This window comes from Salinibacterium sp. TMP30 (assembly GCF_038397785.1).
Classification (GTDB): Bacteria; Actinomycetota; Actinomycetes; order Actinomycetales; family Microbacteriaceae; genus Rhodoglobus.
On record NZ_CP151642.1, the window covers coordinates 2,660,836 to 2,685,429 of the forward strand.

Sequence of the window (24,594 nt, forward strand, 5' to 3'; positions counted from 1 at the left end):
CCCAGCCTAGAGCCGCCAGCCCCTGCGGTTGTTTCGCCCCGATAACAGATTGTGTCTGCCGTAAGCAGCAGGGATCCTGCCGCGAGCATTGCGGCGCAACAAATTAGGGGTGCATAGTTGCATCATGAGAATTGTCGTGCGCTTGTTGATCAACGCTCTTGCCCTCTGGCTGACTACGGTGCTTGTTGCCGGCGTGGAGTTGGTTCCTTTCGAACCGGGCGGAACCCTTGAGACCGTTTTGACGTTCTTGATTGTTGCTGCGGTATTCGGAATTGTTAACGGTGTACTGGGCAACCTGATCCGCATCGTCGCTTTCCCGCTGTATGTGCTGACGCTGGGGCTTCTTGCGCTCGTCGTCAACGGGCTGTTGTTGCTGCTCGTCAGTTGGATCTCGAGCCTGTTTGGTTTCGGACTCGTCGTCAACGGCTTCTGGTGGGGAGTGCTCGGTGCCCTCGTCTTGGGTCTCATCAGTTGGTTCATCGGAATTCTGGTTCGCCCCATCGTGGGCAAGAAAAACTAGCGCTATAGCGCTAGCGCAACACCGTTAGGGCAGCACCCGCTCGTAGTAGTACGAGGTGACGGTCGCTGTCGTTGCATCCCGCCCAAACAGCGCCATCCGCTGGACGGCTTCCTGCAGCTCGACGCTGTCTGACTGATCCATTAGTCGACCGGTTTCGGCATATTGGGAGAGGTGATGGGCGGGCACCGCTTCTCCTGCGGGCAAGGGCTTCCCACCGTATGCCTGCCGCTCCACCACAAGCGCGTGCCGGTTATCTTGTAGCCCTCCGGCCGCCACGACAAGGTCATCCGTGTGCTCAACAATGATCGTCGGCACGTCGTCAGGGATCACCACCTGACCGACGTTTCCTCCCACCGTAAATACTCCTGCGGTGTTGTACTCCCCGGATTCGGCCAGTCGCGCCGCGACGGCGGCGCCTTGCGAGTGTCCCGTGAAAGAAACAGGACTTTCACTCTTAATACCCGCCTCGCGCATAGCGGCAGCAACCGCGGCAATTGATCCTGACTGTTGCGCAGCCGCAAGGGAGAGATTGCTCGTGCCGTCAAACGATTCCGTGGTGTCAGACACTGCAAAGTCGACTGTTCCCGAGATATACACCTCAAAGCGGTCACGCTCGCCGGGAGTTTCGTACTTTTCGATGCGCACCTGCTCGGGATGCTCCTCCGTGGGCTGAGGGATGCGCTCGACGCGCTCCTCGACCGATCGTGCTGCGGTGACGGGTTCGGGCTGAGTGGTATTCTTCAGCATGACCGGAGTCTCCTTGAGCACGCCGGCAACCCCTCCAGCGCTCTTAATGTTCCCGGCAGAGGATGCCAACCCGATCACCCCCGCAGCACTGAGGATCGACACCACAGCGGGAGGCACCCCGGATGCTCCTGCCGAGAGCTCATCTACCGTCATAACACCGTGCCGGAGCGCCAGAACGAACGCTGGGTCGCTCAACAGTCCATTCAGTTGGGCTGAGATCCACTCGTGGTCAACTAGCTGCGGGTTAGCTTTTCCGAGCACGGCTGTTGCCACCCCGATCCCGGCAAGGATTGGAAGCAAGGGGCTAGTAAGCACAACGGTTACTGCCCAGGCGGGGAAGAGGAACCCGATAACGGCGGCGGCATCCGCGGCAAGTCGACGCACGATGCTTTCGGCGAGTGCGTCACCCACCCCATACGTTTGCGCCGCCACGCGCACAAGACCGCTCATCAGCTCCGCCCGGTAAGCGAGCTGGCTCAAAGCGGAGTGCGCATAGTCGAGATCAGTTTCGGCGATGGCGGCTGCCGTGGGGATGCCCAGGGATTCCAGTTGCCCGATCGTGAGTCGAGCATCCACCATCTCAAGGGCACCAAGAATGTCGCGGGTCTGTTCCGCCGCCCGCAACAGGTTCGCCGCATTGCTGAGCATCTCGTCTGTGGCGACCGCATAGCTACCCCCACCCGAGATGGTGAGTTCATCCGACACGAGTGCTCATCTGGCTAGCTGCGGTCGTAGTTCGTTGTTCTGCGGCCTCGATCATTGTGCAGGCGCTTGCCAGATCGCGGTGCAATTCGTGTACTCCAGCATCGAACAACTGCTGGGCCGGCCCGCGCCAGTCAACGCTCTCGTTCGGTAGCAAGGCTCGTACGTAGTTGAGCCGCTCACTAATCATGCGGAGCTGTTGGGCCTGAAATTCGAGTGCAACCTGAGCCGTTGCATCCATGGGAGTCGTCATCTATCGCCTTTCGACGACCCAACTCTCGTTAACGTCCTGTGCCATGTGAGGTGGCCGATAGGCATCCGGGAAGCCAATCCCTGAACCACCTCTGTTGAGGAGTCGAAACTGCGACAGAATGAAGCATGACTTTCGAGCGTGCTCTCTCCGACTCGACGACATTCAAGGTGTGTTTTGTGTGCACCGGCAATATCTGTCGGTCTCCCATGGCTGAAGCTGTTTTCACCGACCTCATTGCCACAGCCGGACTCAACAAACGCATTGCCGTCACCTCAGCAGGAACCGGCGATTGGCATGTCGGCGAACCCGCCGACGATCGCACCATCAACGCCCTCGCGGCCCGCGGCTACAATGGTGCTGGGCATCGAGCCCGCCAGTTTGACCCCGAATGGTTCAGCAAGCTTGACCTCATCGTCGCGTTCGATCGAGGACAAGAACGAATTCTGCGCACCTGGGCACCCAGCGACCAAGACCGGTCAAAAGTGCAGCCCATGTTGGGCTTTGATAGCGACCTCGCTCATCTCATTGACGTGCCAGACCCCTACTATTCGGATGCCGCACTCTTCGACCATGTTCTCGTCATGATCGAGAAGGCGTGCGGCTCGCTATTTCGTCAGATCACACCAGGAATCACCGCAAACACCGCAAACACCTAGGGAGCCTCATGAGCCCGTTGCCCGTTCAACCACTAAGCCCCCTCGATGGCCGCTACCGCCCCGCCGTGTCGGCACTGGGGGAGCACCTCTCCGAAGCGGGACTCAACCGGGCCCGCGTGCACGTGGAGGTCGAATGGTTGATCTTCCTCACCGGCAAGAGCCTCTTTGGTTCCCGCCCGCTGAGCGCTGAACAGATCACAGCACTGCGCGCGTTTGCCACCGATTTCGGGCAGGAGCAGATCGACGAGCTCGCTCGACTCGAAGCAACCACTCGTCACGACGTCAAGGCCGTCGAATACCTCGTGCGCGCCAAACTCGACGAACTCGACCTCACCTCGATTGCCGAACTCACCCACTTCGCTGCGACCAGCGAAGACATCAACAACCTCTCCTACGCAATCACCATCTCGGATGCAGTGCGCGAAGTGTGGCTGCCCAAGTTCCGTATTGTGCTCACCGCGTTGCGTGCGCAGTCTGAACTGATGCGCGACAACGCGATGCTCGCTCACACGCACGGCCAGCCCGCAACGCCCACCACAATGGGCAAGGAGTTTGCTGTTTTCGTTTACCGCCTTGACCGCATCCTGACTCGCATTGAGGGCATCAGCTACCTCGGCAAATTCAGCGGCGCGACCGGCACCTTTGCCGCACACCTCGCGGCTGACCCTGAGCAGAACTGGCCAGCACTCTCGAAAGAGTTTGTCGAGTCCTTGGGGCTCGACTGGAACCCACTGACTACACAGATTGAGTCGCACGACTGGCAAGTTGAGCTCTACCAAGCTACAAGCCACGCCAACCGGGTGCTGCACAACCTCTGCACCGACGTGTGGTCGTACATTTCGATGGGTTACTTCCGCCAGATTCCCCAGGCAGGCGCGACGGGCTCATCGACGATGCCGCACAAGATCAACCCGATCCGTTTTGAGAACGCTGAAGCCAACCTCGAGCTCTCGAGCGCACTACTTGAGTCGCTCGCTCAGACTCTCGTAACCTCGCGGCTGCAGCGCGACCTCACCGACTCCACCACCCAACGCAATGTGGGTGTCGCGTTCGGACACTCGCTGCTCGCCCTCGACAACATCGAGCGTGGACTTCACGAGATCGCCCTCAACCCGGTCGCGCTCGACGCTGATCTTGATAGCAACTGGGAGATCCTAGGCGAAGCCATCCAGACGGTTATTCGTGCGGAAGTCACCGCCGGCCGCAGCACCATCAGTGATCCCTACGCGATCCTCAAGGAACTCACGAGGGGCAAGCGCATCAACTCCACCGACCTCAGTGAATTCATCGCTGGACTCGATATCGGTGCGGAGGCCAAAGCTCGCCTGCAGGCGCTGACCCCAGCCACCTATGTTGGGCTTGCCAGCTCGCTCGTCGACTACTTGGGTGACAGCAAGTAACTCATACTGTCGCGCGTGCGTGGCAGCATTTCGCTCTGCACAAGGCCGGTCTCCTCACTGTGGAAATTCAGGAAGATGGGGCGACGCTAGACATCCGATCCCAAGAATCCGGCCAGTTCTGTTCGTCATGAGCCCCAGCCGCAAACGCTTTTCCTGAGTTTCCGTGGTCGCAGCGTCGTTATCGTGACGCTCCTCGAACAACTGCAAAAGGTGGCATCTGCCCGCTGGGCTTGGCCACCCCGGCGATCAGCCGCAGTACAACGGGTAGGCCGACCCGGTAGCCAGCGAAAGCAAACGCAATTGCGGCAAGACGCGGTCAAGGCGAAAGCAGCTCGTTAGCGAACCTCCGTGCGGACGCGACTAGTGTGCCGCGTCGCGGTCTTGCTCATCCATGTCAAGCAGTTCGTCCTTGTCTGGGCGTACCGCGAGCACGAGCATGGCTATCACGACGAGTGAGACGATGAAGGCGACTCCGGCAAAGATGAGGCCGATCATCCAGTCGCGGGTCGACATGAAGACGACGAGGCCCGTGAATACCCCAAAGATTCCGGAAAGACCGAGCATCTCAGCTGGGCGCGTACGGTCACGCTTGTTGGGGGAAACCACCTAATCCTCTTTCTGTTGCACGGCTGCGGCGACCGAGTCGTGGTCTTTGTTGCTCCACTTGAGTGAGAATGCAGCAATTACTAAATACACACCAAGGATGGCCCAATAAGCTCCGAGTAAGCCGACCACCACAATGGATGCCGTCAGTTCGCGATCGATACCGTCGGGCCCGGTGTATGGCTGGCTAAATCCCGGGGGGACTAGCAGCACGATGAGGGCGAGTAGTGCGGTGAGGGCACCAACGAACACCCAGTCGCGCGAAGATGCGTCTCTCCCGCGGCTGCGGAGTCCGAGGTAGAGCTCGATAAATCCAGTGATTGCAGCAAATGCTGTCAACAGGAACACGAAATAGGCCTGCCCGCCACCGGTAGCGACAAATGCTGCGATCGCGGTTGCAACGGTGACGACACCCTGCGTGATCCACAGGTTGCGTGACACACCCTTATGGGGCGAGATCACACTGGCCGTCACCAGTACTGCGCCAGCGACGAGTGTGAAGCTGGCCAGCGTAACGAGCCCGAGCCGAGCAGAATGATCGGCCGAAAATGTGACGACGATGGCTAAGGCAAGGGCCGGAATTGCTCTGGCTAACGGCACGTACCACGCAGTGGATGTCGGCAGCGGCTCAGCGTGAGCACTAGTCAAGCGATCGCCTTCTTTCTGAACAAGCGGTTGCCTCTAGTCTAAGCCGCTTGGCGTCGCTCGCAGACGGTGCCCTGTCAGCGGCCTCAGGCGAGCCCGCTGACTGGTGATCCCTTAAGATCCCGGAGGCAGGTCGACGAAGCGTGAGAAGTGTCCGTGGAAGCCAACGGTGACCGTGCGGGTAGGTCCGTTTCGGTGCTTGGCGATAATCAGGTCAGCTTCTCCTGCGCGGGGGCTGTCTGCTTCGTAGGCACTTTCGCGGTGCAACAGGATGACCATGTCGGCGTCTTGCTCGAGCGATCCCGATTCACGGAGGTCGGAGAGGGCAGGCTTCTTGTCGGCTCGCTGTTCAGGTCCACGGTTGAGCTGTGAGATCGCGATCACAGGAACTTCGAGTTCCTTGGCGAGCAGCTTGAGCGCACGCGAGAACTCACTAACTTCTTGCTGACGGGATTCAACTTTTTTACCACTGGTCATGAGCTGCAGGTAGTCGATGATGACCATGCGCAGGCCGACCTTCTGCTTGAGTCGACGGCATTTGGCACGAATTTCAACGAGGGTCATGTTGGGGCTGTCGTCAATGTAGAGAGGCGCATCGTTGATGCGACCGCGTGTCTGAGCGATTGTGGTCCAGTCGTTGGCGTGCACGGAACCCTTGCGCATGTGTTGCAGGGGAACACTTGCTTCTGCTGACAGCAGTCGCATAGCAATCTCGCTGCGACCCATTTCTAGGGAGAACACGATTGACGGCAAATCATGGTGGATGGATGCTGCGCGAGCGAAGTCCAAACCAAGAGTCGACTTACCGATGGCGGGTCGCGCAGCCAAAATGATCAGTTGGCCGGGGTGTAATCCGTTGGTCAGTTCATCGAGCTCGGCAAATCCGGTGGGAACACCGATCATCTGGCCGTCGCGGCCACGCGCTGCTTCGATCTCGTCGATGGCGCTCTCGACGGCGGTGGTGAGCGGCACGTAGTCTTCAGTCTCAACACCACCGGTGACCGAGTAGATCTCTGCCTGGGCGTTATTGACGAGGTCGAGGACTTCTCCCTCACTGGCGTAGCCCATCTGCACGATTCGAGTTCCGGCCTCGACGAGGCGGCGCAGCACCGCTTTCTCGGTGACAATGTTGGCGTAGAAGCCAGCGTTCGCTGCAGTGGGAACAATGCCGGTCAGCGTGTGAAGGTATTCAACTCCGCCGGCGCGGGAGAGGTCACCCGTCTTAGTGAGCTCGTCGGTGACCGCGATAACGTCGGTGGGCTCACCGTGCGAGTAGAGCGTCAGTACGGCGTTGAAGATCGTCTCGTGCTTGGGAACATAAAAGTCTGCGCCGCGAACGGTTTCGATGACGTCAGCGACGGCGTCTTTGCTGAGAAGCATGCCGCCGATCGCGCTTTGTTCTGCGAGGAGATCGTGAGGGGGTACGCGGTCGCCGCGTGAGCCGCCGCGAGGTTCGCCCGACTGACGTTCGTCACCGGCGAGACCCAAGTGCGCAATAGACATACGTTTCCTCCTAGTGGGGCAGCCCTAGTTATACGCGCCACCCCCGACACTTAGGCAGTCCGCCATACCGGGACCCGCTCCAAGGCTGCTTCACACTACGAAGCAGAATCAACTACCCACAACTGGGGCTGTGGATAGGGCTGTGCACAACTCCGGGGAAACGCCGGAAGTGTTGTGAGCAAGCTGTGGAAACAACTGTGGAAACTCGAACGAATTTTTCGCGTAAAGAGTTCCTGACCTGCATTTTTACAATTCACACACAGTGTGTAGAAACATGTCTAAAGTCCGGCTTGAGGGTTCCGTGTGTTTTCGAATTCCTGTGTATAAAGGACTTGACAAGTGGCCTTAAACCACAAGGACGACGAGCCAATCGGCTCGTCGTCCTTGGAGAACTATAGTTACTTGCCTGCAACAACCTGAAGGGTGATGGTTGCAACGATGTCGTCACGCAGACGGATCGTAGCTTCGTGGTCACCAACAATCTTGATTGCTGTGGGGATCTCGATCTTGCGCTTGTCGATTTCGCCAAGACCAGCACTCGCAACAGCTTCTGCGACGTGTGCTGGCTTAACCGAACCGAACAGTCGTCCACCCTGACCAGCGGTCACGGTGAGCTTGACCTTGGTCGCCTGGAGGCGAGCCTTGAGGTCCTGCGCTTCTTCGAGAGTGGCGTGCTCGCGCGATGCGCGACCTGCCTTGATGGATTCGACCTGCTTTTCGCCACCGCGAGTCCACGCCACGGCGAAGCCCTGGGGGATGAGGTAGTTACGAGCGAAGCCGTTCTTTACGTCAACGACGTCACCAGGAGCGCCGAGACCGGTCACTTCGTGAGTGAGGATGAGCTTAGACATGTCGGTGGCTCCTTAACGGCCTGCGCCGGCGTAGGGCAGCAATGCCATCTCACGGGCGTTCTTGACGGCCGTGGCGATGAGACGCTGCTCCTGAACGGAAACACCGGTGATACGACGGGCGCGGATCTTTCCACGCTCGGAGATGAACTTACGAAGCGTAGCGACATCCTTGTAGTCGATAACGCCTACGCGGATCGACTTGGCTGGTGCGGCGTTCTTGCCGTCCTTGCCCTTGCGGATGGGCTTGCGGCGGTCGCCGCTGCTCTTTCCTGCCATGAGTGTTACTTCTTTCTGTAATTAAGACTTAGCGTCGAGTGCCTAGAAAGGCGTCTCGTCGGAGTAGTTGCCGGGGGTGTTCCATACGTCACCAGATGCTGCGGGAGCGCTAGCTGCCCACGGCTCTTCTTTAGAAGGCTGGCCGCCGCCGCTCTGCTGGGCTGCACGAGGAGCCGAGCTGTCACGGGGTGCACGGGTGATCTGCGCGGTTGCGTAGCGGAGGCTGGGACCGATCTCGTCGATCTCCAGTTCCATGCTCGTGCGCTTTTCGCCCTCTTTGGTTTCGTAGGAACGCTGACGAAGGCGGCCCTGCGCGATAACGCGGCTGCCCTTAGTCAGTGTTCCCGCAACGTGCTCGGCGAATTCACGCCAGCACGAAGCGCGGAGAAAGAGTGCTTCTCCGTCTTTCCACTCGTTCGATGCTCGATCGAAGGTGCGCGGCGTTGAGGCAATGGTGAAGTTAGCTACAGCAAGTCCGCCCTGCGTGTAGCGCAGTTCAGGATCTGCCGTGAGGTTACCCACGACCGTAATGACTGTCTCGCCGGCCACGACTACTCTGCTTCCGCTTCAGCCTTGGCTTCTTCGACAGGAGCCTTCGCTTCTTCGACAGGAGCCTTAGGTGCAGCAGCAGGAGCCTTCGCTTCTTCGGCCGGAGCCTTAGTCGCAGCAGCCGGAGCCTTGGATGCGGCAGGAGCCTTGGTTGCAGCGGCCGGAGTCTTTGCCGGAGCGGCAGCCTTGCGGGCAGCCTTCTCTTCAGCAATCTTCTTGGCAGCAGCTACCTGGGCGAAGCCAGCTTCTGCACGCAGCACCTTGGTGCGCATGACAGCTTCGCTGAGCTTAAGTTGGCGGTCGAGCTCGTCAGTAGACGCGCTCTCTGCAGTGAAGTTGACGACGGCATAGATGCCTTCGGTCTTCTTATTGATCTCGTAGGCCAAACGACGGCGACCCCAAATATCGATGTTATCGATGCTGCCACCGTCATTGCGGATGACATTGAGGAACTTGTCGAGACTGGGAGCCACGGTGCGTTCGTCGATCTCTGGATCGAGGATGACCATGAGTTCGTACTGATGCGTCACAAACCCACCTCCTTCGGACTTAAACGGTTACAGACGATCTGTAACAGGAGGGTGTTGACGTTCGTCGTTCCACCTAGAGGCAGTCAGACAACCTGCCTAGTGTAGTTGCATTGTGGGGCAATACTCAAGGCGAAGGGGACGGTTGGTGCTGCTGGTGCTCCGCCCACCACCCGCGCAGTCGCTTTTCTGCTTCCTGCTCCCCGAGCGGGCCCTCGTCGAGGCGCAACTCAAGCAAGAACTTGTAGGCCTCACCCACGTCACGGCTGGGCTTGAGCCCCAGAATCGCCATTATCTGCTCGCCGTCGAGATCGGGACGAACTGCCGCTATTCCCTCAGCTTCGGCTATCGCCGCGATGCGGTCCTCGAGATCATCGTAGGCAAAGGACAAACGGTCGGCTTTGCGCACATTGCGGGTGGTGACATCCGCCCGGGTGATGATGTGCAAGCGCTCAAGCTGGCCACCGGCATCCCGCACATAGCGGCGCACCGCTGAATCGGTCCACGCCCCTTCGGTGTAGCCAAAAAACCGCAAATGCAGTTCAACAAGGCGGGCGACTGACGTGATGGTCTCTTTGTCGAAACGCAGAGCTCGCAGCCGTTTGGTCGCCAGCTTCGCTCCCACAACATCGTGGTGGTGAAAGGTAACCACACCTCCGCGCTCAATTTTGCGCGTAGACGGCTTGCCAATGTCGTGCAGGAGAGCAGCGATACGCAGCACGAGATCAGGTCCCTCAATGCCCGGGCGGGTCTTCTCAAGCTCAATTGCCTGACGCAACACCGTGAGGGAATGCTCGTACACATCCTTGTGGTGAGCATGCTCATCCACTTCAAGCTTCAAGGCCGGAATCTCGGGAAGCACCTGCTCTGCAAGCCCCGTCTCCACCAGCAGGCGGATGCCCGGAACCGGGTCATCCGTCTTCAACAGTTTTGTGAGCTCATCACTGACGCGCTCAACACTCACGATGTCGATGCGCGGTGCCAGCTCAGTCATCGCGCGAACTGTATCGGGGGAGACCGTGAAGCCGAGCTGAGAGGTGAACCGTGCGGCTCGCATCATCCGCAAGGGATCATCACCAAACGACACTTCGGGCGAACCTGGCGTCGAAATGGTTTTACTTAACAGATGTTCGACTCCGCCCCAGGGGTCGACCAGAACACGCTCGGGCAAGCGCAACGCCATCGCGTTGACGCTGAAGTCGCGGCGTTCGAGATCTTTTTCTAAGGAATCACCGAAAACAACAACCGGCTTTCTCGTTGCGCCGTCGTAACTCTCGGCGCGGTAGGTGGTGATTTCTACCGTCTCACCATCGATACGCGCGGCAATCGTGCCGAACTCGCGACCGATATCCCACTGGGCTTCAGAGATCGGTGTGACGATCCGCATGATGTCATCAGGGTTCGCATTGGTCGCAAAATCGAGGTCGGTGACCGCTCTACCCAAGAAGGCATCTCGCACCGGTCCGCCCACAAGCGCGAGTTCGAAACCTTCGGCAGTGAATCGCGCCGCTAGGGTGGCTACGGGTTTAGAGTCGGCAAGCTTTCCCAGACTCTTAATTGCGTTGGCAACACTCTCCATAGTGCGACTAGTTTCGCACGATCATGGGGAGCATTTCGCCCGATGTACCCACAACGCACCCACCATTCAGACAAGGAAGAATAAACTCACATCATGCTGGCCGAGCGAGAGTACGGGGTCGACCCTTGCCGTTAAGAGTCTTCAGCGCCGCTATCGCGCTCGCTCTCGGCCTCACTCTCGCCGCGAGCGGAGCCAGCGCCGCACCGAGCGTAGCCACCGTTCCTGCGCTGACAACCGCATCCGCGGCCACTCAGGTTTCCGTAATTGCACCCCTCACGGTGCCTACCGGCAGCGGTGGGCTGATCAGCGCTAAAGCGCTTGCTGACTACACCGACCCCTTAGGTCTCCTTACCCGCCAATTGGATGCCGTTGCCGGCAAGCCGATAGCGGTGGCCATTGACCCCATGATCTTGGCCTCCATTCGCGTGCTGGGCACGAGTGCTCCGGAGTCTGCGCGCAATTGGCTGGAACGGCTGTCTCTCCTGGGCAATGAGATCGTTCCGCTGCCGTACGCCAACTCCGATCCAACACTGGCAACTCAGTCAAACGAAGCAAGCACTCTCGGTCCGATTAGTTTTGATTTCGCGCTCGATCCGGCCAATTTTGTCGAGTCTGCTGAAGCTGACCCTGCACCGAACCCCACGCCAGACCCCATGGATGTCGGAGCAGACGAAGTGCCCGCCTATCCGACAACCGAGGAGCTTCTCGCGTGGAATTACTCCATCGACGGTTTCGTGCATCCTCGAGCAAACACTGTTGTGTCGAGCGATCTGGGCGTGCTTGCGGAGAGCGGCTTCCGCACCGTGGTGTTGTCATCGACGAATGTTTCACGGGAACCGGGAGCCGGTTCGGTCGCCACGATCGGGGGCATGACCTCACTAATTTCCGATTCGACAGCATCGGCGGCAATGGATGAGGCGCTCGGCTCCACTCTCGATCGCGATGTGACCTCCACTGAAACCGCGCTTGCCTCTGCAGTTCTTGCTGCGGGTTCAGCCCAGTCTGCTGACATCGCATCTGTGCTCATCACGATCGACCATTCGCTTGAGTTGAGTTCTGCACGATTGGATACTGCGCTTGCGAGCCTGACGGCAAGTCCCTCAATAACGCTTGTTCCACTGACGACTCTGGCGACGGCAACGGCGTCCCCCGCCACCGTCGCTGACATGCCCCAGAGCGATGCTCTCCTTAGCGACGTCAACCGCATGTTCTCCGCGGCTCAGCAAGAGCGCAGCTTCTTTTCCATCGCTGCAGATCCAGAAGCACTTATTGCACAGCGCCGGCTCGCTATGCTCGACGTCTTGGGCACCATCCCGACGGAGGATTCTGCCCAATGGCTCACCGAGGTCGATGGCTTCTTGGTCGAATCTCGTGACCTGCAAACTTCGGTCACTGTTGTTGAGTCGAGCAATTTTCTCCTGCTTGCCGACAACAGCTTTTTACCGGTTTCGGTGAGCAACAGTCTCAATCAGGCGGTGACGGTCTTCATCACCGTTGATCCCCGCACAGCGCTTCTCGCGGTGGGGGAGGGCCGAGTAGAACTGCAGATTGAAGCGAATTCACAAGCTAAAGGCAATATTCCGGTGCGGTCGTTATCTAACGGTGTAGTCGATGTGGAAATCAGTCTTACGAGCACCACGGGTCTTCCCATTGGTACGAACACAGTGACCGAAATCAATGTTCAAGCGGGCTGGGAGACACCTATCGTTCTCGCTTTCGCTGCGCTCATCGTTGTGATTTTCAGTGTTGGCTTCGTTCGCAGCATCGTGCGTCGACGGAAGCCTGTGAATGACTAACCAGCCCGGTCCCGAAGCTGAGCCTGAGCCCGGCGTTCCCAGCGCCTCGGTGGGGCTCCCCGCCCAAAAATCATCAAACATTGGTCGGGCGAGTGCGCTCCTGGCGTCCGGAACGTTTGTGTCGCGCATCCTGGGCTTCCTCAGTGCGCTTCTGTTGGCGCGTACTTTGGGCCTATTCGGTGCTGGTGATGCTTATAGCATCGCTAACCAGCTGCCGAAAAGTGTCTACGCGATTGTTGCTGGCGGCATGCTGAGCGCCGTAATCGTGCCACAGATTGTGCGCGCTGCCCTGCACAAAGACGGCGGCCAAAAGTTTATCAATCGACTTGTCACGCTTGGTATTGTCATCTTCTTGATCGTGACCGCAGCGGCCACCATCAGCGCTCCGCTCCTCGTCCACCTCTACACACAAACCAGTGAGAATTTCGGACCGCCCGAAATCGCTCTCGCGACCGCGTTCGCCTACTGGTGCCTGCCCCAGATTCTCTTCTACGCCCTGTATTCGTTGCTCGGCGAAGTATTGAATGCCCGTGGTAAATTCGGGCCATTCACGTGGGCACCCGTCGCCAATAATGTGGTCATGCTGACTGGCCTCATCGTTTTCCAGCTCCTCTTTGGCAGCGTCGATGGTCTGCCTTCCACCGCCTGGACCCCCGACATGATTGCCATTCTCGCGGGCAGCGCGACTCTCGGCATTGCCGTACAAGCAGCGATCCTCGCCTACTTCTGGCATCGTGCGGGGCTCCGCTACCGTCCCGAATTCCAGTGGCGCGGGGTTGGTCTCGGCGCGGCAGGCAAGGCAGCGTCGTGGACCTTCGGCATGATTCTGGTTACCCAAATCGGCGCCGTCGTCGAAACTAACGTTGCGTCACTCGCGTCGGGCGGAGCATCCGTGCTCCTCATGAGCACGGCGTGGCTCATTTTCATGCTGCCACACTCTGTCATCGCCGTCTCCATCGGCATGGCCTACTTCACCCGGATGAGTGGGCACGCTCGCGATGGTGACCTCACCGCCATGAAGACCGACGTGTCATCCTCGTTGAGGTCGATTCTGATGCTGCTGGTGTTCGCCGCTATCGGCCTGGTGGTGATCTCGTACCCCTTCAGTGCGCTGTTCGGTAAGACCTATGAACAGGTGTCCTCGCTCGCAGTCGTGCTCATGATTTATCTCGTCGGTCTCGTTCCGTTCAGCATCATGTACGTATTGCAGCGCGTCTTCTATTCGTTTGAAGACACCCGAACGCCATTCTTCTTGCAGAGTTTCCAAGTGGTGCTCTACATCTCTGCAGCACTCTTTGTCTCCACGTTCCCCGTGGAACGTATTGCGATGGGCCTCGCCGCAGCCATTACAATTTCTGGCACCGTCCAAACCACGGTGGCGTTGTTCGTAGTTCGCAAGCGGGTTCCCGGCTTTGAGCTGATGCCGCTGGTGCGCCGCACACTCTGGTTTGCTGGCGCCATGATTCCTGCTGCGGGTGCCGGGTTCGGCATCCTGATGCTGCTGGGTGGATTCGGTGAAGACTCGTTCGTTGTCTCCGGGTTCTCCGGTGGTTTCGCTTCGATCGCGATGGCGGGAACCGGGATGCTCGCCGTCTACTCGGCCACCCTCGCGCTCACCAGGAATGACGAGTTCTTCGCCTTTGTGCAACCGATCATGGCGCGCCTGCGCCGCCGCTAATCCTGTATTCCCGCCACAGCGTGATCGCCGCTAAGCGAAACGAAAGGGTCACGGCTGCGAACTGTTTACTGTTAGCCCGCACGCCACAGCCACTCGGAATACTCCATAGCTAGGATGTGTTGAACCGGGTAATCACGATCCCAAGGAGACACGAATAGTGCGTCAACTCATCATCATCGGATCCGGCCCCGCCGGTTACACCGCGGCGATTTATGCTGCGCGCGCAAATCTGGCGCCGCTCGTGATCGCGAGCTCGGTTGAGGCCGGTGGCGAACTTATGAAGACCACCGAGGTTGAGAATTACCCTGGCTTTGCCGAGGGAATTCAGGGTCCTGACCTCATGATCGAAATGCAGAAGCAGGCGGAGCGTTTCGGTGCCGAGATTATTCTCGACGATGTTACTGACCTTCAGCTTGAGGGCCAGATCAAAAGGGTCACTCTCGGCAATGGCGACGTTCACGAGGCTCTCTCCGTGGTGTTTGCGACGGGTTCCGCCTACCGAAAGCTTGGTCTTCCCGACGAAGAACGACTCAGCGGCTACGGAGTTTCCTGGTGCGCAACCTGCGACGGATTCTTCTTCCGCAAGAAGACGATCGCGGTTGTTGGCGGCGGAGACTCCGCTATGGAAGAAGCAACCTTCCTCACAAAGTTCGCTGACAAGGTGTACGTCATTCACCGCAAGGATGAGCTGCGAGCCTCGAAGGCAATGCAGGAGCGTGCGTTCAGCGATCCCAAGATCGAATTCCTGTGGAATAAGGCCGTAACCGGCATCACCGGTGTCGAACTGGTTGACGGTATCGACGTGACGGACACCGTTGATGGCACTGAGTCGCACCTCGACGTTAGCGGGCTGTTCATTGCGATCGGCGCCGACCCCCGCACGCATTTGGTTCACGGACAACTCGATATCAACGCTGACGGAACCGTCGAAGTGGATGGTCGTTCCTCACGCACCAACATCACCGGAGTTTTTGCGGCCGGCGACGTGATCGACCCCACCTACCGCCAAGCAGTGACCGCTGCCGGATCCGGCACCGTTGCTGCCCTCGACGCAGAACACTACCTCGCGTCACTGCCTCGCGAACTTGTCGCAAGCGCAGTCCAGCCCAAACGAATCGAAGAAGCAGACGACGAAGCCGCCTAACCGCGGTTCGGCAGCAGTTCTCACACCGTAATCCCACCGAACAAAGGAAACACACAATGTCTTCAGCAACAGAAGTAACTGACGCCAACTTTGAAGAACTCGTCATCAACTCAAAAGACACCATCATGGTGGACTTCTGGGCCGAATGGTGTGGCCCGTGTCGCGCCGTCGGCCCGATCCTTGACCAGATCGCCAGCGAAAACGCCGACAAGATCAAGATCGTCAAGCTCAATGTTGACGACAACCCGAAGATGGCGATGAAGTATCAGATCACCTCGATTCCCGCGATGAAGGTCTTCCGCGGTGGCGAGGTTGTCAAGACTGTTATTGGTGCAAAGCCGAAGCCTGCGATCGAAGCAGACCTCGCAGAGTTCCTGGCGTAAAACTCACGCCGACCGAAAGCCTCCAGCATCCACTACTGAGTGGGTGTTCGGAGGCTTTCGTAGTTAACCCCCGTGAGTCGTTCGGATTCGGTCCACAGTTTCGCTGCATCAACCTCAGAGTGCGACGCCGGGCTCGATTCGACCCGTACCGGGGCGCCACGGTACTCCTTGCGTCCGGAGGGACCAAAGTACTCACCTCCGGTAGCGCTCGGGTCGGTTGCGGCACGCAGAGACGGCCGAGCGCCCTGCTTCGGCGTCTGGATGCCCAAAAAGACCAGCGCCTTGAGCGGGCGCAGGTACCACCGGTTAAACATGTGGTCGGCGAGCCCTGTTCCGGCGGTTCCGGGATGCGCAGCTACCGACGTGGCATCGATCCCGGCCGACTCGAACCGGCGCTGCAGCTCGTAGGTGAACAATAGATTGGCAAGTTTGGAACGACCATAGGCGGCGCGCGGCGTATAGGAGCCGTTCTGGAACATCAGGTTTCCGAACTCCATAAATCCCCAGCCGTGGGCCAGGCTCGACAGGCTCACCACGCGTGCACCAGGGGTGGCGGTGATGAGGTCGAGTAAGCGACCGGTGAGTGCGAAATGTCCGAGGTGGTTGGTGCCGAGCTGTGACTCGAAGCCGTCGATCGTGAGTTGGGCATCCGTCATCATGATTCCGGCGTTATTGACCAACAGGTCGAGTTGCGAATGTTTCCCGTGAAACTCTTCGCTAAAGTGCTGGATCGATTCGAGATCAGCAAGATCGAGAAGCATCGTCTCGAGCGAAACCTCCCCGAGATCGTTCAGAAGTGCACTTTTCGCGGCAGCGGCCTTCTCTGCCGTACGCATCGTCATCACAACGTGTGCTCCCGCTGTGAGCAGGGCGCGGCTCGTTTCAAAGCCGAGGCCCGAGTTTGCACCGGTCACGATCACGACTTTGCCCGTGAGGTCTCCGATGTCAGAGGCGGTCCATTCGGTACGAGCGTTCACTAGCGTCCTTAGTTTCATGTTCCGGGGGGTGACTCAGTCTGAGGGTAGTTCGGAACGGGCATCCCGAAAGATAGTCCACTACCCCCGTGTAATCATCCCTCAGTTTCAGCTCGCAACCGTCAAACGCCTATTGTTTAAAGTCAACCGAACGGGACTACCCATGACAACGCAGCCAAATAACCTCGACCAGTGGTTTGACCACTATGCGGACCGCGCCTCTGGGCTTGCGGCCTCCGAAGTGCGAGCGTTGTTTGCCGTTGCCTCACGCCCTGAGGTTGTTTCGCTCGCCGGCGGCATGCCATACGTCTCTGCCCTGCCTCAAGACCTCATCACCGAGTCAATTGATCGCGTAATGCGTAATCGCGGCGCTTCGGCGCTGCAGTACGGCTCGGGCCAAGGTTTGCCCGCACTTCGGGAACAAATTCTCGAAGTAATGGCTCTCGAAGGTATCCGGGCGAGCGTCGATGACGTTGTTGTTACTACCGGCTCGCAACACGCTCTAGAACTCGTCACGAAGCTGTTCATCAATCCCGGAGATGTCGTTATCGCTGAGGGCCCCAGCTATGTGACGGCAATGGTGGTCTTCAAGTCGTTCCAAGCAGAGATCACTCATGTTGAAATGGATGACTTTGGGCTCGTTCCCGATTCTTTGCGCGCTCACATCGCATCTGTTCGTGCCGCGGGCAAGACAATCAAGTTTTTGTACACGGTGCCAACCTTTAGTAACCCCGCAGGCGTGACCCTGAGCTGGCAGCGTCGACTTGAGGTGCTGGAGATTGCTCGGGAGAATGGGATTTTGGTTCTCGAAGACAACCCCTACGGACTGTTGTACTTTGATGGTCCGCCTCCGCACGCGATGCGTTCCGTCGAAGGGGATGGTGTCGTCTACCTCGGTACGTTCTCAAAGACTCTTGCTCCCGGTTTCCGGGTGGGTTGGGTGCTCGCGCCCCACGCGATTAGAGAGAAACTCATTTTAGCTAATGAGGCTGCTGTTCTTTCACCCAGCTCATTCACTCAGAACATCATTAGCGAATATATGAGCGTCGCGGACTGGAAGGGCCAGATCGATACCTTCCGCGGTGTATACCGTGAACGCCGAGATGCCATGCTCGATGCCCTCGATGACTACCTCCCCGATCTGCAGTGGACCGTTCCCCATGGCGGCTTCTATGTCTGGGTTACACTGCCCGACAACCTTGATTCCAAGTCGATGCTGCCCCGCGCAGTCAAAGAACTCGTGGCTTACACCCCGGGCACCGCCTTCTATGCCGACGGAAACGGTCGCAACAATATGCGATTGTCCTTCTGCTATCCAACTCCTGAGTTCATCCGCGAGGGCATCCGTCGACTTTCCACTGTTATCAACGGCGAGCGTGAACTGCTCAACACTTTCTCGCAAACGGCGCCACTCACGATTGCGCCCCCCGCACGGTCGATGATCAACCCTCCCGCCAATCTCAGCTAGGACACTATGAACGCTCCACCCACCCGCGTCCTTGTTCTCGCCGGAGGAATCTCGCACGAACGTGATGTTTCTCTTCGCTCGGGGCGCCGCGTAGCCGACGGCCTTCTTGCGCAGGGCAAAGACGTCGAACTGCGGGATCCGGATGCCAGCTTGCTTCCCTACCTTCGAGAGAGCAAGCCGGATGTTGTCTGGCCTGCGCTTCACGGTGCCAGCGGCGAAGACGGCGCTTTGCGCGGCCTGCTCGACCTCATCGGCATTCCCTACGTCGGATCCCGAGCGGATGCTGCCCGGCTCGCTTGGGACAAGCCCACCGCAAAAGCACTCGTTTCTCGCGTCGGAGTGCACACACCCCTCTCGATCGCTCTCTCGCGCGATTCCTTCCGCGAACTCGGCGCGCATAGCATTCTGGATGAGCTCGCCGACGAACTATCGGGAGAGTTGGTTGTCAAGCCCGCTCAGGGCGGATCGGCTCAAGGCGTCACGATTGTCTCCGATCGTTCCGACCTGCCGAGAGCGATGGTCAACGCGTACAACTACTGTGACGTTGCGCTGATCGAACAGCGCATCACCGGTGTTGAGATTGCTATCGGAGTTCTCGACAGCGGCATGGGCCCCGTCGCGCTGCCGGCAGTTGAAATCGAGCCCGTCGCAGGCGCGTACACCTTTGAGGCTCGCTATAATGCTGGTCAGACCCGCTTTTATGCTCCCGCGCGAATCTCGCAGCACGACGCTGATCGTGCTGCGGAGACGGCTTTGACGGCTCACACTGCGCTCGCACTCCGTCATCTCTCCCGCGTGGATCTGATCGTGGATGGAGCGGGGACGCCGTGGTTCCTCGAAGCAAATGTGCTTCCCGGACTAACGGAAACATCGATTTTTCCCCAGGCTCTCGTTGCAGCCGGGCACGATTTAGGCTCGGTTTACGCAGCACTAGCCGAAGCGGCGATCGAGGGACCTTAGGTAAGCTCTCGCAGACGGATCGCCGATGTTTCATGTGAAACATCGAGTAGCGGGGCAGCATGCACGCGCGCAGAACTTCTCTGTGCCCGGCTAGCACTCTAGTCGTCCGTCAATCCGACGACGATCGGTTGCGCAATCCTTCGGTTGCGCAATCCTTCGGTTGAGCAGTCGCTCGGGCCAGCAGTGGATCAGTCACACTCCGCGCCGAATGTTTCACGTGAAACTTCGCCCTTGCCGCTCGTTCGCTTAGCGCGGGGAGCGAGGAGCGAGCTCTCCACCAGCCGCGGTCGCGGCATCCGCGCACCCGGCATCCGCATTCGCATTCGCATTCGCATCTAGTTTCACGTGAAACATTCGTGACCACGTCGAGCGGTGGCCTGCTGGAAGCTGACGAGCTGTTAGCGGTTGAAGCCGGTGTCGCCAAGCTCTTCGAGGATACGGTTAAGGTCGCCGACCGTGGCGAAGTCGATTACGACCTGTCCCTTGCTAGCACCAAGAGTAACTTTGACGCGGGTGTTCAGTCGATCAGCAAGTCGCTCGGCAATTTCATCCAGCGGCCCTTGTTTCTTTCCCCGAGCTGGCTTCGATCGGGCCGGCTTTGTGGAAAGAGAGCCAGCTGCTGCCTCAGCTGCGCGGACTGAGAGCTCTTCATTGACGATCTTGTCGGCCAACCGCTCCATTCCTTCGGCGTCAGGAAGCGAGAGGAGCGCACGAGCATGTCCTGCGGTAAGAACACCGGCGGCCACGCGACGCTGAACGCTTTCTGGAAGGCGCAAAAGACGCAAGGTGTTGGTGATCTGGGGTCGAGAGCGACCAATGCGCTCCGCGAGCTGCTCTTGCGTGATTCCAAAGTCTGAGAGTAGCTGCTGGTAGGCCGAAGCCTCCTCGAGCGGGTTCAAGTTTGCGCGGTGAAGGTTTTCCAACAACGCGTCGCGCAGCATATCTTCATCCGCGGTGCTCTTGATTACCGCGGGAATTGTAGCGAGCCCCAAATGCTTACTGGCTCGAAGACGACGCTCACCCATGATGAGTTCGTACTGCGGTTCACCCTCAACTGCACCAGTCAGCGGCCGGACCACAATGGGCTGGAGCACGCCGATCTCACGGATCGACACGATGAGTTCCGATAGCTCTTCCTCACGAAACTCCGTGCGAGGCTGACGAGCGTTGGGAACAATGTCGAGGGGGGAGAGGCTTGCCAAGCGTGCGCCGGGGACAGAACGAAGCTTCTCAGTTGAGATCTCGCCGCCAGGAAAGAAGACGTCGACCGGACGTTGTTCGTTCTCGTCAGATGCTGGGATAAGGGCGCCGATACCCCGGCCAAGGCCGGTGCGTTTGGGTGCTGCCATTATTGGGGTGCTCCTCGATGTGCAATCTCCGCCGCCGCTTCCAGATAGGAAAGGGAGCCGGGGGAGTTCTGGTCATAGCTAATAACGCTTTGTCCGTAGCTTGGCGCTTCGGAAATTCTCACTGACCGGGGAATCACTGTTGTCAGCACTTGTTTGGGGAAGTGTTCGCGCACATCATCCACGACCTGATTGGCGAGATTCGTGCGAGAGTCGTACATCGTCATCAGGATCGTTGACACTCGAAGCTTCGGGTTGAGGTGACGTTCGATGAGTTTGATGTTGTTGAGTAATTGGCTCAAACCTTCCAGCGCGTAATACTCGCACTGGATCGGGATCAGCACTTCTTGGGCCGCAACAAAAGCATTGATTGTGAGGAGACCGAGAGACGGTGGGCAGTCAATGAATACGTAATGGTACGCGTCAGGAGAATCCTGAAGAAACTGATCGAGGGCGGAACGTAACCGCTGTTCCCGAGCGACGAGCGATACGAGTTCGATCTCAGCACCGGCAAGGTGAATCGTGGCGGGGACGCAGTATAGGGCCGCGAATTCTGGGCTCTTCTGAACGACGTCGGCCATGGGAACGTCGTTGATAATAACGTCGTAAACGCTCGCAGTCTCTGAGCGATGTTCTACACCAAGAGCGGTGGACGCATTTCCTTGCGGATCAAGGTCGATAACAAGCACCCGTGCACCCGTGCGAGCCAGTGCGGCTGCGAGGTTCACGGTAGACGTGGTCTTGCCAACGCCTCCCTTCTGATTAGCAACGGTGAAGACGCGCGGGTGCTCGGGCAGGGGGAGTGACGCTGCCGCCACCGCTTTACGACGACGTGTGAGTTCTGCGATCTCCCGCGCAAGCGGCGTGGTCTCATCGAACGACTTGCTCTGTTCGCTGACTTCGCTTTCGGGATGTTTCACGTGAAACTTTCTTTCTGATGGTGCGGAAAAGGCGGGAAGTAGTGTGACGGCCGAGCTCGTGGCCGAATCAGTCCACTCTAGCCCGAAAGACCCTAGTGATCTCTGGGGTAATTCCCTCACCAAGCACAAGAGACTCGACATCCCTTAGTCCCGCCTTGCGGATCGCCTTTGACGCAGATTCAATCTCTTCGTCAATGCGGGCGCCCTTCATAAACACCATTTCTCCGCCTCGTGCAAGGAGGTGCTCGGTCGCGGGGATCAGCTTTGTAAGAGCAGTGACCGCACGCGCCGTCATCTGTGTCAAAGCTTCGGCATACGGAGCATCCTGGGATCGCGAGCGATCAACGACTACGTTCGTCAGCCCGAGACGGTCCGATTCCGCCCTCAACCAATCAACGCGACGTTCCATTGGCTCAATGAGAACAAACTCGACATCAGGACGCGCGATTGCGAGAACGAGTCCTGGAAGCCCGGCGCCGCTACCGATGTCACCAACAAGGCCCGGACGAAGCAGGGGAGCGACCAGAACACAATTCACAATGTGACGAGTCCACAGGCGCGGAACTTCTAAGGGACCAATGAGTCCAAGCTCTTCACCGCGAAGAGCGAGGCTATGGGTGTACTGCCGCGCGAGATCGATGCGCTCGCCGAACAGCTTCGCAGCAACTTCGGGCTCGATCTCGAGCCCCAACTCTTCGATCAATGTTTCACGTGAAACTATGGGCGGGTGATGACGGTGTGGCGGTCACGGCCTTCGCCGCGCGACTGCGAAACGAAACCACGTTCGGCGACGACGTCATGAACAAGTTTGCGCTCGTAGGAGGACATTGCGGGAAGTGCAGCGGAATCCGCCCCCGCTTCAATCCGCTCGACCGCGGTATCAACGAGATGGGAAAGCTCAGCCGCACGGGCCTCGCGTGATCCCCCAATATCGAGGATGAGGCGCGAGAATGCGCCGGTCTTATTCTGCACTGCGATACGGGTTAATTCTTGGAGCGCAGTCACAGTATCGGGGCGAGACAACAAACGCAGATTCGTGTTCTCGCTCGACGTCACAGAGACATAAGCGCGGCCGGAACGAGCATCAATCTCGATGTCACCATCGAGGTCTGCGATGTCCAGCAGCTCCTCAATGTAGTCAGCGGCGATGTCGCCTTCTTCTTCCAACTGAGCAGAAGTACGATCTTCGCGATCATCAACAAGGGCCGTCTCAACAGCGGCGCTTTCAGTGTCAGAAACGTTTGTCATTTCCTTTTTCCCTGCTTCTTCTTGGCACGGTTCTTGCTAACGGGTTGATCCCGCTGCGGGTTCTTGGGTTCTTCGGCTACAAGGGTTCCTGTCCCAGTTCCGGATCCGGAGTCGGGGGTTTCTTCGATGATTCCCTTGCGCTGGTTACGTTTGGCTAAACGAGCTTCACGAGCTAAGGCTGCCTCGCTACCAGGAGTCGGCATGTTGCGGATCACGAGGAACTGCTGGCCCATCGTCCAGAAGTTCGAAACGAGCCAGTAGAACATCACGCCGAGCGGGAAGGTGAATCCCGAGAAGGCAAAGACGAGGGGGAGTAGATACAACATTATCCGCTGCTGGCGGTACATGGGACTTGCCTTCATCTCCGCCGACTGGTTCTTCGACATGATCTGAAGTTGCGTAATGAACTGTGAGCCGGTCATCAAAATCACCATGATGACCGCGGTGACGATTACAGCGACGTTGCCTTCAGCAGTACTAATGGCCAAGTGTAAAGGGGCGATACCAAAGAGCGACGAAGTTCCGAAGGACTCGGACAAATCAGAGTTGAGTAAACCGACTCCTGGAGCATTGCCCTCTAGCTGCGCATTTCGCAGCACAGAGAACAGTCCAAAGAAAATGGGCATCTGGAGCAAGAGCGGAAGGCACGAGCTGAAGGGATTCGTACCGGCGTTTTTATACATCGCCATCGTCTCGCGAGACATAGCCTCACGAGAGAATTGATCCTTCTTGCCCTTGTACTTGTCCTGGATCTTCTTGAGCTGAGGCGCCACTTCCATCATGCGACGCTGGCTCTTAATTTGGCGGACAAAAACCGGAATCAACGCAGCACGCACCACGAGCACAAGTCCCACGATCGACAACACCCACGTGAGGCCGGCATCTGCATTCATCCCGAAGAAGGTCAGAACCTCGTGGAAGGCAACGAGAATTGCCTCAATAACCCACTTGATTGGCCACAACAGTGTGCCAAAGAAAGCAAAAAGATCCATGTGGTGGTTAGCCCCTTTCGTGGCTTGCGGCTACAACAAAGCCGAACCGGGTGATCTGGTAGCGGTCATGCCGCCGAGCCGGGATGTCGTCGATTCCGCCCTCTGCCCACGGGTGGCAACGAAGAATACGACGGGAACCAAGCCACACGCCACGAATAACTCCGTGTTGTTGAATGGCTTGAAGCGTGTAGTGAGAACACGAAGGATAGTAACGGCACACATCACCGTACAGAGGGGAGATGACTGCACGATATACACGGAGAATGAGAACACACACGTTGCGCGGAATCAGCATCGCGAACGTCAGGACGGTTTTCATTCCTTCACCACGATGCGGTCGATCCCTTCTGCAATCTCAGCGTGTAGCGTAGCCCACTCAGCTTGCGCCGAACCTGCAAGAGCACGAACCACAATGTCCGAACTAACGTCGACATCGTGGAGAAGCTGGAACGCTGCCGCACGAAGTCTGCGACGAACCCTATTGCGAACTACCGCGTTGCCCACAGCTTTGGAAACAATGAAGCCAAAGCGCACGTTGTTTGATCGCTCATTCTTCACCACATGAACAACGCAGTGCGGTGCGGAATAACGACGCCCCCGACGAACAGCCAAACGAAAGTCGCTCGGATGAGTTACGCGGTTCGCCTTAGACAGCACCGGGCGAGATTACGCGGAGAGTTCGGTGCGTCCCTTGCGACGACGAGCGCCGAGGATCGCGCGGCCTGCACGGGTGCGCATACGCAAACGGAAACCGTGAACCTTCGCACGGCGACGGTTGTTTGGCTGAAAAGTTCTCTTGCTCATAGCTATATCTCCAAGGCCCAGCTCTGGCGGCCGGGAAGAATTGGTTGGCCCTAGGGCCAGAAGTCAACTG

General features: G+C 58.4%; 27 protein-coding genes and 1 pseudogene. 9 read left to right on the forward strand and 19 right to left on the reverse strand.

The genetic code is table 11. The annotated features are described in order from the left end of the window. Positions 1-124 precede the first annotated feature (124 nt). Positions 125-520 carry a phage holin family protein gene (locus AADH44_RS12845; protein WP_341953259.1) on the forward strand — a complete coding sequence of 132 codons (396 nt, stop codon included), beginning with the start codon at positions 125-127 and terminating at the stop codon, positions 518-520. A gap of 24 nt (positions 521-544) precedes the next feature. Here the strand turns inward: AADH44_RS12845 and AADH44_RS12850 are convergent, their stop codons facing one another. Together AADH44_RS12850 and AADH44_RS12855 are read right to left on the reverse strand one after the other, a co-directional pair. After that, on the reverse strand, positions 545-1,972 hold the full coding sequence (locus AADH44_RS12850; protein ID WP_341953260.1) for a hypothetical protein: 1,428 nt from the start codon (positions 1,970-1,972) through the stop codon (positions 545-547). Then, a complete protein-coding gene (locus AADH44_RS12855; RefSeq protein WP_341953261.1) occupies positions 1,962-2,222 on the reverse strand; it encodes a hypothetical protein in 261 nt (86 codons plus the stop codon). The genes AADH44_RS12850 and AADH44_RS12855 overlap by 11 nt, the downstream gene beginning before the upstream one ends. A 125-nt stretch (positions 2,223-2,347) precedes the next feature. Between AADH44_RS12855 and AADH44_RS12860 the strand changes: the two genes are divergently transcribed. Both AADH44_RS12860 and purB read left to right on the forward strand, forming a co-directional pair. Further along, positions 2,348-2,878 (forward strand): low molecular weight protein-tyrosine-phosphatase, encoded by a 531-nt coding sequence (locus AADH44_RS12860; protein ID WP_341953262.1) that lies wholly within the window; start codon positions 2,348-2,350, stop codon positions 2,876-2,878. An 8-nt stretch (positions 2,879-2,886) separates the two neighbouring features. Further along, a complete protein-coding gene (gene purB / locus AADH44_RS12865) occupies positions 2,887-4,278 on the forward strand; it encodes an adenylosuccinate lyase (RefSeq protein ID WP_341953263.1) in 1,392 nt (463 codons plus the stop codon). Positions 4,279-4,638: 360 nt separating this feature from the next. Here purB and AADH44_RS12870 read toward each other — a convergent pair whose 3' ends face one another. The 8 genes and pseudogenes from AADH44_RS12870 to AADH44_RS12905 all read right to left on the reverse strand — a co-directional run bounded on the left by AADH44_RS12870 (position 4,639) and on the right by AADH44_RS12905 (position 10,811). Next, the gene (locus AADH44_RS12870) at positions 4,639-4,884 is read right to left on the reverse strand and encodes a hypothetical protein (RefSeq protein WP_341953264.1); all 246 of its coding nucleotides are present in this window, start codon (positions 4,882-4,884) and stop codon (positions 4,639-4,641) included. Continuing rightward, on the reverse strand, positions 4,885-5,529 hold the full coding sequence (locus AADH44_RS12875; protein WP_341953265.1) for a DUF308 domain-containing protein: 645 nt from the start codon (positions 5,527-5,529) through the stop codon (positions 4,885-4,887). A gap of 111 nt (positions 5,530-5,640) precedes the next feature. Next, complete coding sequence (gene dnaB / locus AADH44_RS12880) at positions 5,641-7,029, reverse strand: replicative DNA helicase (RefSeq protein ID WP_341953266.1); 1,389 nt, start codon at positions 7,027-7,029, stop codon at positions 5,641-5,643. Between the two features lie 398 nt (positions 7,030-7,427). Continuing rightward, entirely contained in the window at positions 7,428-7,880 is a 453-nt protein-coding gene (gene rplI / locus AADH44_RS12885) for a 50S ribosomal protein L9 (RefSeq protein WP_341953267.1), read from the reverse strand. 12 nt (positions 7,881-7,892) lie between these two features. Next, complete coding sequence (gene rpsR, locus AADH44_RS12890; RefSeq protein WP_009773575.1) at positions 7,893-8,156, reverse strand: 30S ribosomal protein S18; 264 nt, start codon at positions 8,154-8,156, stop codon at positions 7,893-7,895. A gap of 42 nt (positions 8,157-8,198) precedes the next feature. Beyond that, positions 8,199-8,705 carry a single-stranded DNA-binding protein gene (locus AADH44_RS12895; RefSeq protein ID WP_341953269.1) on the reverse strand — a complete coding sequence of 169 codons (507 nt, stop codon included), beginning with the start codon at positions 8,703-8,705 and terminating at the stop codon, positions 8,199-8,201. Between the two features lie 167 nt (positions 8,706-8,872). After that, positions 8,873-9,235, reverse strand: a pseudogene (rpsF, locus tag AADH44_RS12900) (30S ribosomal protein S6); the annotation flags it as partial. A gap of 124 nt (positions 9,236-9,359) precedes the next feature. Then, positions 9,360-10,811, reverse strand: a complete 1,452-nt coding sequence (locus tag AADH44_RS12905; protein ID WP_341953270.1) for a CCA tRNA nucleotidyltransferase — start codon at positions 10,809-10,811, stop codon at positions 9,360-9,362. A 125-nt stretch (positions 10,812-10,936) separates the two neighbouring features. Between AADH44_RS12905 and AADH44_RS12910 the strand changes: the two genes are divergently transcribed. The 4 genes from AADH44_RS12910 (at position 10,937) to trxA (ending at position 15,812) form a co-directional block, all read left to right on the forward strand. Beyond that, entirely contained in the window at positions 10,937-12,607 is a 1,671-nt protein-coding gene (locus AADH44_RS12910) for a DUF6049 family protein (RefSeq protein ID WP_341953271.1), read from the forward strand. Beyond that, complete coding sequence (gene murJ, locus AADH44_RS12915; RefSeq protein ID WP_341953272.1) at positions 12,600-14,285, forward strand: murein biosynthesis integral membrane protein MurJ; 1,686 nt, start codon at positions 12,600-12,602, stop codon at positions 14,283-14,285. Before AADH44_RS12910 ends, murJ begins: the two co-directional genes overlap by 8 nt. A 157-nt stretch (positions 14,286-14,442) precedes the next feature. Further along, on the forward strand, positions 14,443-15,429 hold the full coding sequence (trxB, locus tag AADH44_RS12920) for a thioredoxin-disulfide reductase (RefSeq protein WP_341953273.1): 987 nt from the start codon (positions 14,443-14,445) through the stop codon (positions 15,427-15,429). Positions 15,430-15,485: 56 nt separating this feature from the next. Then, the gene (gene trxA / locus AADH44_RS12925) at positions 15,486-15,812 is read left to right on the forward strand and encodes a thioredoxin (RefSeq protein ID WP_341953274.1); all 327 of its coding nucleotides are present in this window, start codon (positions 15,486-15,488) and stop codon (positions 15,810-15,812) included. 32 nt (positions 15,813-15,844) lie between these two features. Here trxA and AADH44_RS12930 read toward each other — a convergent pair whose 3' ends face one another. Further along, positions 15,845-16,789, reverse strand: a complete 945-nt coding sequence (locus AADH44_RS12930; protein WP_341953275.1) for an oxidoreductase — start codon at positions 16,787-16,789, stop codon at positions 15,845-15,847. Between the two features lie 160 nt (positions 16,790-16,949). Here AADH44_RS12930 and AADH44_RS12935 point away from each other — a divergent pair, with 160 nt between their 5' ends. Next, complete coding sequence (locus AADH44_RS12935; RefSeq protein ID WP_341953276.1) at positions 16,950-18,254, forward strand: PLP-dependent aminotransferase family protein; 1,305 nt, start codon at positions 16,950-16,952, stop codon at positions 18,252-18,254. A 6-nt stretch (positions 18,255-18,260) separates the two neighbouring features. Next, complete coding sequence (locus tag AADH44_RS12940; RefSeq protein ID WP_341953277.1) at positions 18,261-19,214, forward strand: D-alanine--D-alanine ligase; 954 nt, start codon at positions 18,261-18,263, stop codon at positions 19,212-19,214. Between the two features lie 398 nt (positions 19,215-19,612). On the opposite strand, the gene AADH44_RS12945 is transcribed toward AADH44_RS12940, so the two are convergent. From AADH44_RS12945 to rpmH, 8 genes are all read right to left on the reverse strand, one after another. Continuing rightward, on the reverse strand, positions 19,613-20,563 hold the full coding sequence (locus tag AADH44_RS12945) for a ParB/RepB/Spo0J family partition protein (RefSeq protein ID WP_341953278.1): 951 nt from the start codon (positions 20,561-20,563) through the stop codon (positions 19,613-19,615). Next, positions 20,563-21,480, reverse strand: coding sequence for a ParA family protein (locus tag AADH44_RS12950; protein WP_341953279.1), 918 nt, complete (start codon positions 21,478-21,480; stop codon positions 20,563-20,565). The genes AADH44_RS12945 and AADH44_RS12950 overlap by 1 nt, the downstream gene beginning before the upstream one ends. A gap of 67 nt (positions 21,481-21,547) precedes the next feature. After that, positions 21,548-22,183, reverse strand: coding sequence for a 16S rRNA (guanine(527)-N(7))-methyltransferase RsmG (gene rsmG / locus AADH44_RS12955; protein ID WP_341953280.1), 636 nt, complete (start codon positions 22,181-22,183; stop codon positions 21,548-21,550). 14 nt (positions 22,184-22,197) lie between these two features. Continuing rightward, positions 22,198-22,728, reverse strand: a complete 531-nt coding sequence (locus tag AADH44_RS12960) for a R3H domain-containing nucleic acid-binding protein (RefSeq protein WP_341953281.1) — start codon at positions 22,726-22,728, stop codon at positions 22,198-22,200. Further along, a complete protein-coding gene (gene yidC, locus AADH44_RS12965; protein WP_341953283.1) occupies positions 22,725-23,720 on the reverse strand; it encodes a membrane protein insertase YidC in 996 nt (331 codons plus the stop codon). The genes AADH44_RS12960 and yidC overlap by 4 nt, the downstream gene beginning before the upstream one ends. A gap of 7 nt (positions 23,721-23,727) precedes the next feature. Then, the gene (gene yidD, locus AADH44_RS12970; RefSeq protein WP_341953285.1) at positions 23,728-24,039 is read right to left on the reverse strand and encodes a membrane protein insertion efficiency factor YidD; all 312 of its coding nucleotides are present in this window, start codon (positions 24,037-24,039) and stop codon (positions 23,728-23,730) included. Next, positions 24,036-24,377 carry a ribonuclease P protein component gene (gene rnpA / locus AADH44_RS12975; RefSeq protein WP_341953286.1) on the reverse strand — a complete coding sequence of 114 codons (342 nt, stop codon included), beginning with the start codon at positions 24,375-24,377 and terminating at the stop codon, positions 24,036-24,038. The genes yidD and rnpA overlap by 4 nt, the downstream gene beginning before the upstream one ends. 9 nt (positions 24,378-24,386) lie before the next feature. Beyond that, a complete protein-coding gene (rpmH, locus tag AADH44_RS12980) occupies positions 24,387-24,524 on the reverse strand; it encodes a 50S ribosomal protein L34 (protein ID WP_010204566.1) in 138 nt (45 codons plus the stop codon). Between the last annotated feature and the right edge of the window lie 70 nt (positions 24,525-24,594).

Coding starts and splice junctions, on each gene's coding strand:
- AADH44_RS12845 (WP_341953259.1), top strand. CDS start 125: ATGAGAATTGTCGTGCGCTTGTTGATCAACGCTCTTGCCCTCTGGCTG.
- AADH44_RS12855 (WP_341953261.1), bottom strand. CDS start 2,222: ATGACGACTCCCATGGATGCAACGGCTCAGGTTGCACTCGAATTTCAG.
- AADH44_RS12860 (WP_341953262.1), top strand. CDS start 2,348: ATGACTTTCGAGCGTGCTCTCTCCGACTCGACGACATTCAAGGTGTGT.
- purB (WP_341953263.1), top strand. CDS start 2,887: ATGAGCCCGTTGCCCGTTCAACCACTAAGCCCCCTCGATGGCCGCTAC.
- dnaB (WP_341953266.1), bottom strand. CDS start 7,029: ATGTCTATTGCGCACTTGGGTCTCGCCGGTGACGAACGTCAGTCGGGC.
- rplI (WP_341953267.1), bottom strand. CDS start 7,880: ATGTCTAAGCTCATCCTCACTCACGAAGTGACCGGTCTCGGCGCTCCT.
- rpsR (WP_009773575.1), bottom strand. CDS start 8,156: ATGGCAGGAAAGAGCAGCGGCGACCGCCGCAAGCCCATCCGCAAGGGC.
- AADH44_RS12905 (WP_341953270.1), bottom strand. CDS start 10,811: ATGGAGAGTGTTGCCAACGCAATTAAGAGTCTGGGAAAGCTTGCCGAC.
- murJ (WP_341953272.1), top strand. CDS start 12,600: ATGACTAACCAGCCCGGTCCCGAAGCTGAGCCTGAGCCCGGCGTTCCC.
- trxA (WP_341953274.1), top strand. CDS start 15,486: ATGTCTTCAGCAACAGAAGTAACTGACGCCAACTTTGAAGAACTCGTC.
- AADH44_RS12935 (WP_341953276.1), top strand. CDS start 16,950: ATGACAACGCAGCCAAATAACCTCGACCAGTGGTTTGACCACTATGCG.
- AADH44_RS12940 (WP_341953277.1), top strand. CDS start 18,261: ATGAACGCTCCACCCACCCGCGTCCTTGTTCTCGCCGGAGGAATCTCG.
- AADH44_RS12945 (WP_341953278.1), bottom strand. CDS start 20,563: ATGGCAGCACCCAAACGCACCGGCCTTGGCCGGGGTATCGGCGCCCTT.
- AADH44_RS12960 (WP_341953281.1), bottom strand. CDS start 22,728: ATGACAAACGTTTCTGACACTGAAAGCGCCGCTGTTGAGACGGCCCTT.
- yidC (WP_341953283.1), bottom strand. CDS start 23,720: ATGGATCTTTTTGCTTTCTTTGGCACACTGTTGTGGCCAATCAAGTGG.
- yidD (WP_341953285.1), bottom strand. CDS start 24,039: ATGAAAACCGTCCTGACGTTCGCGATGCTGATTCCGCGCAACGTGTGT.
- rpmH (WP_010204566.1), bottom strand. CDS start 24,524: ATGAGCAAGAGAACTTTTCAGCCAAACAACCGTCGCCGTGCGAAGGTT.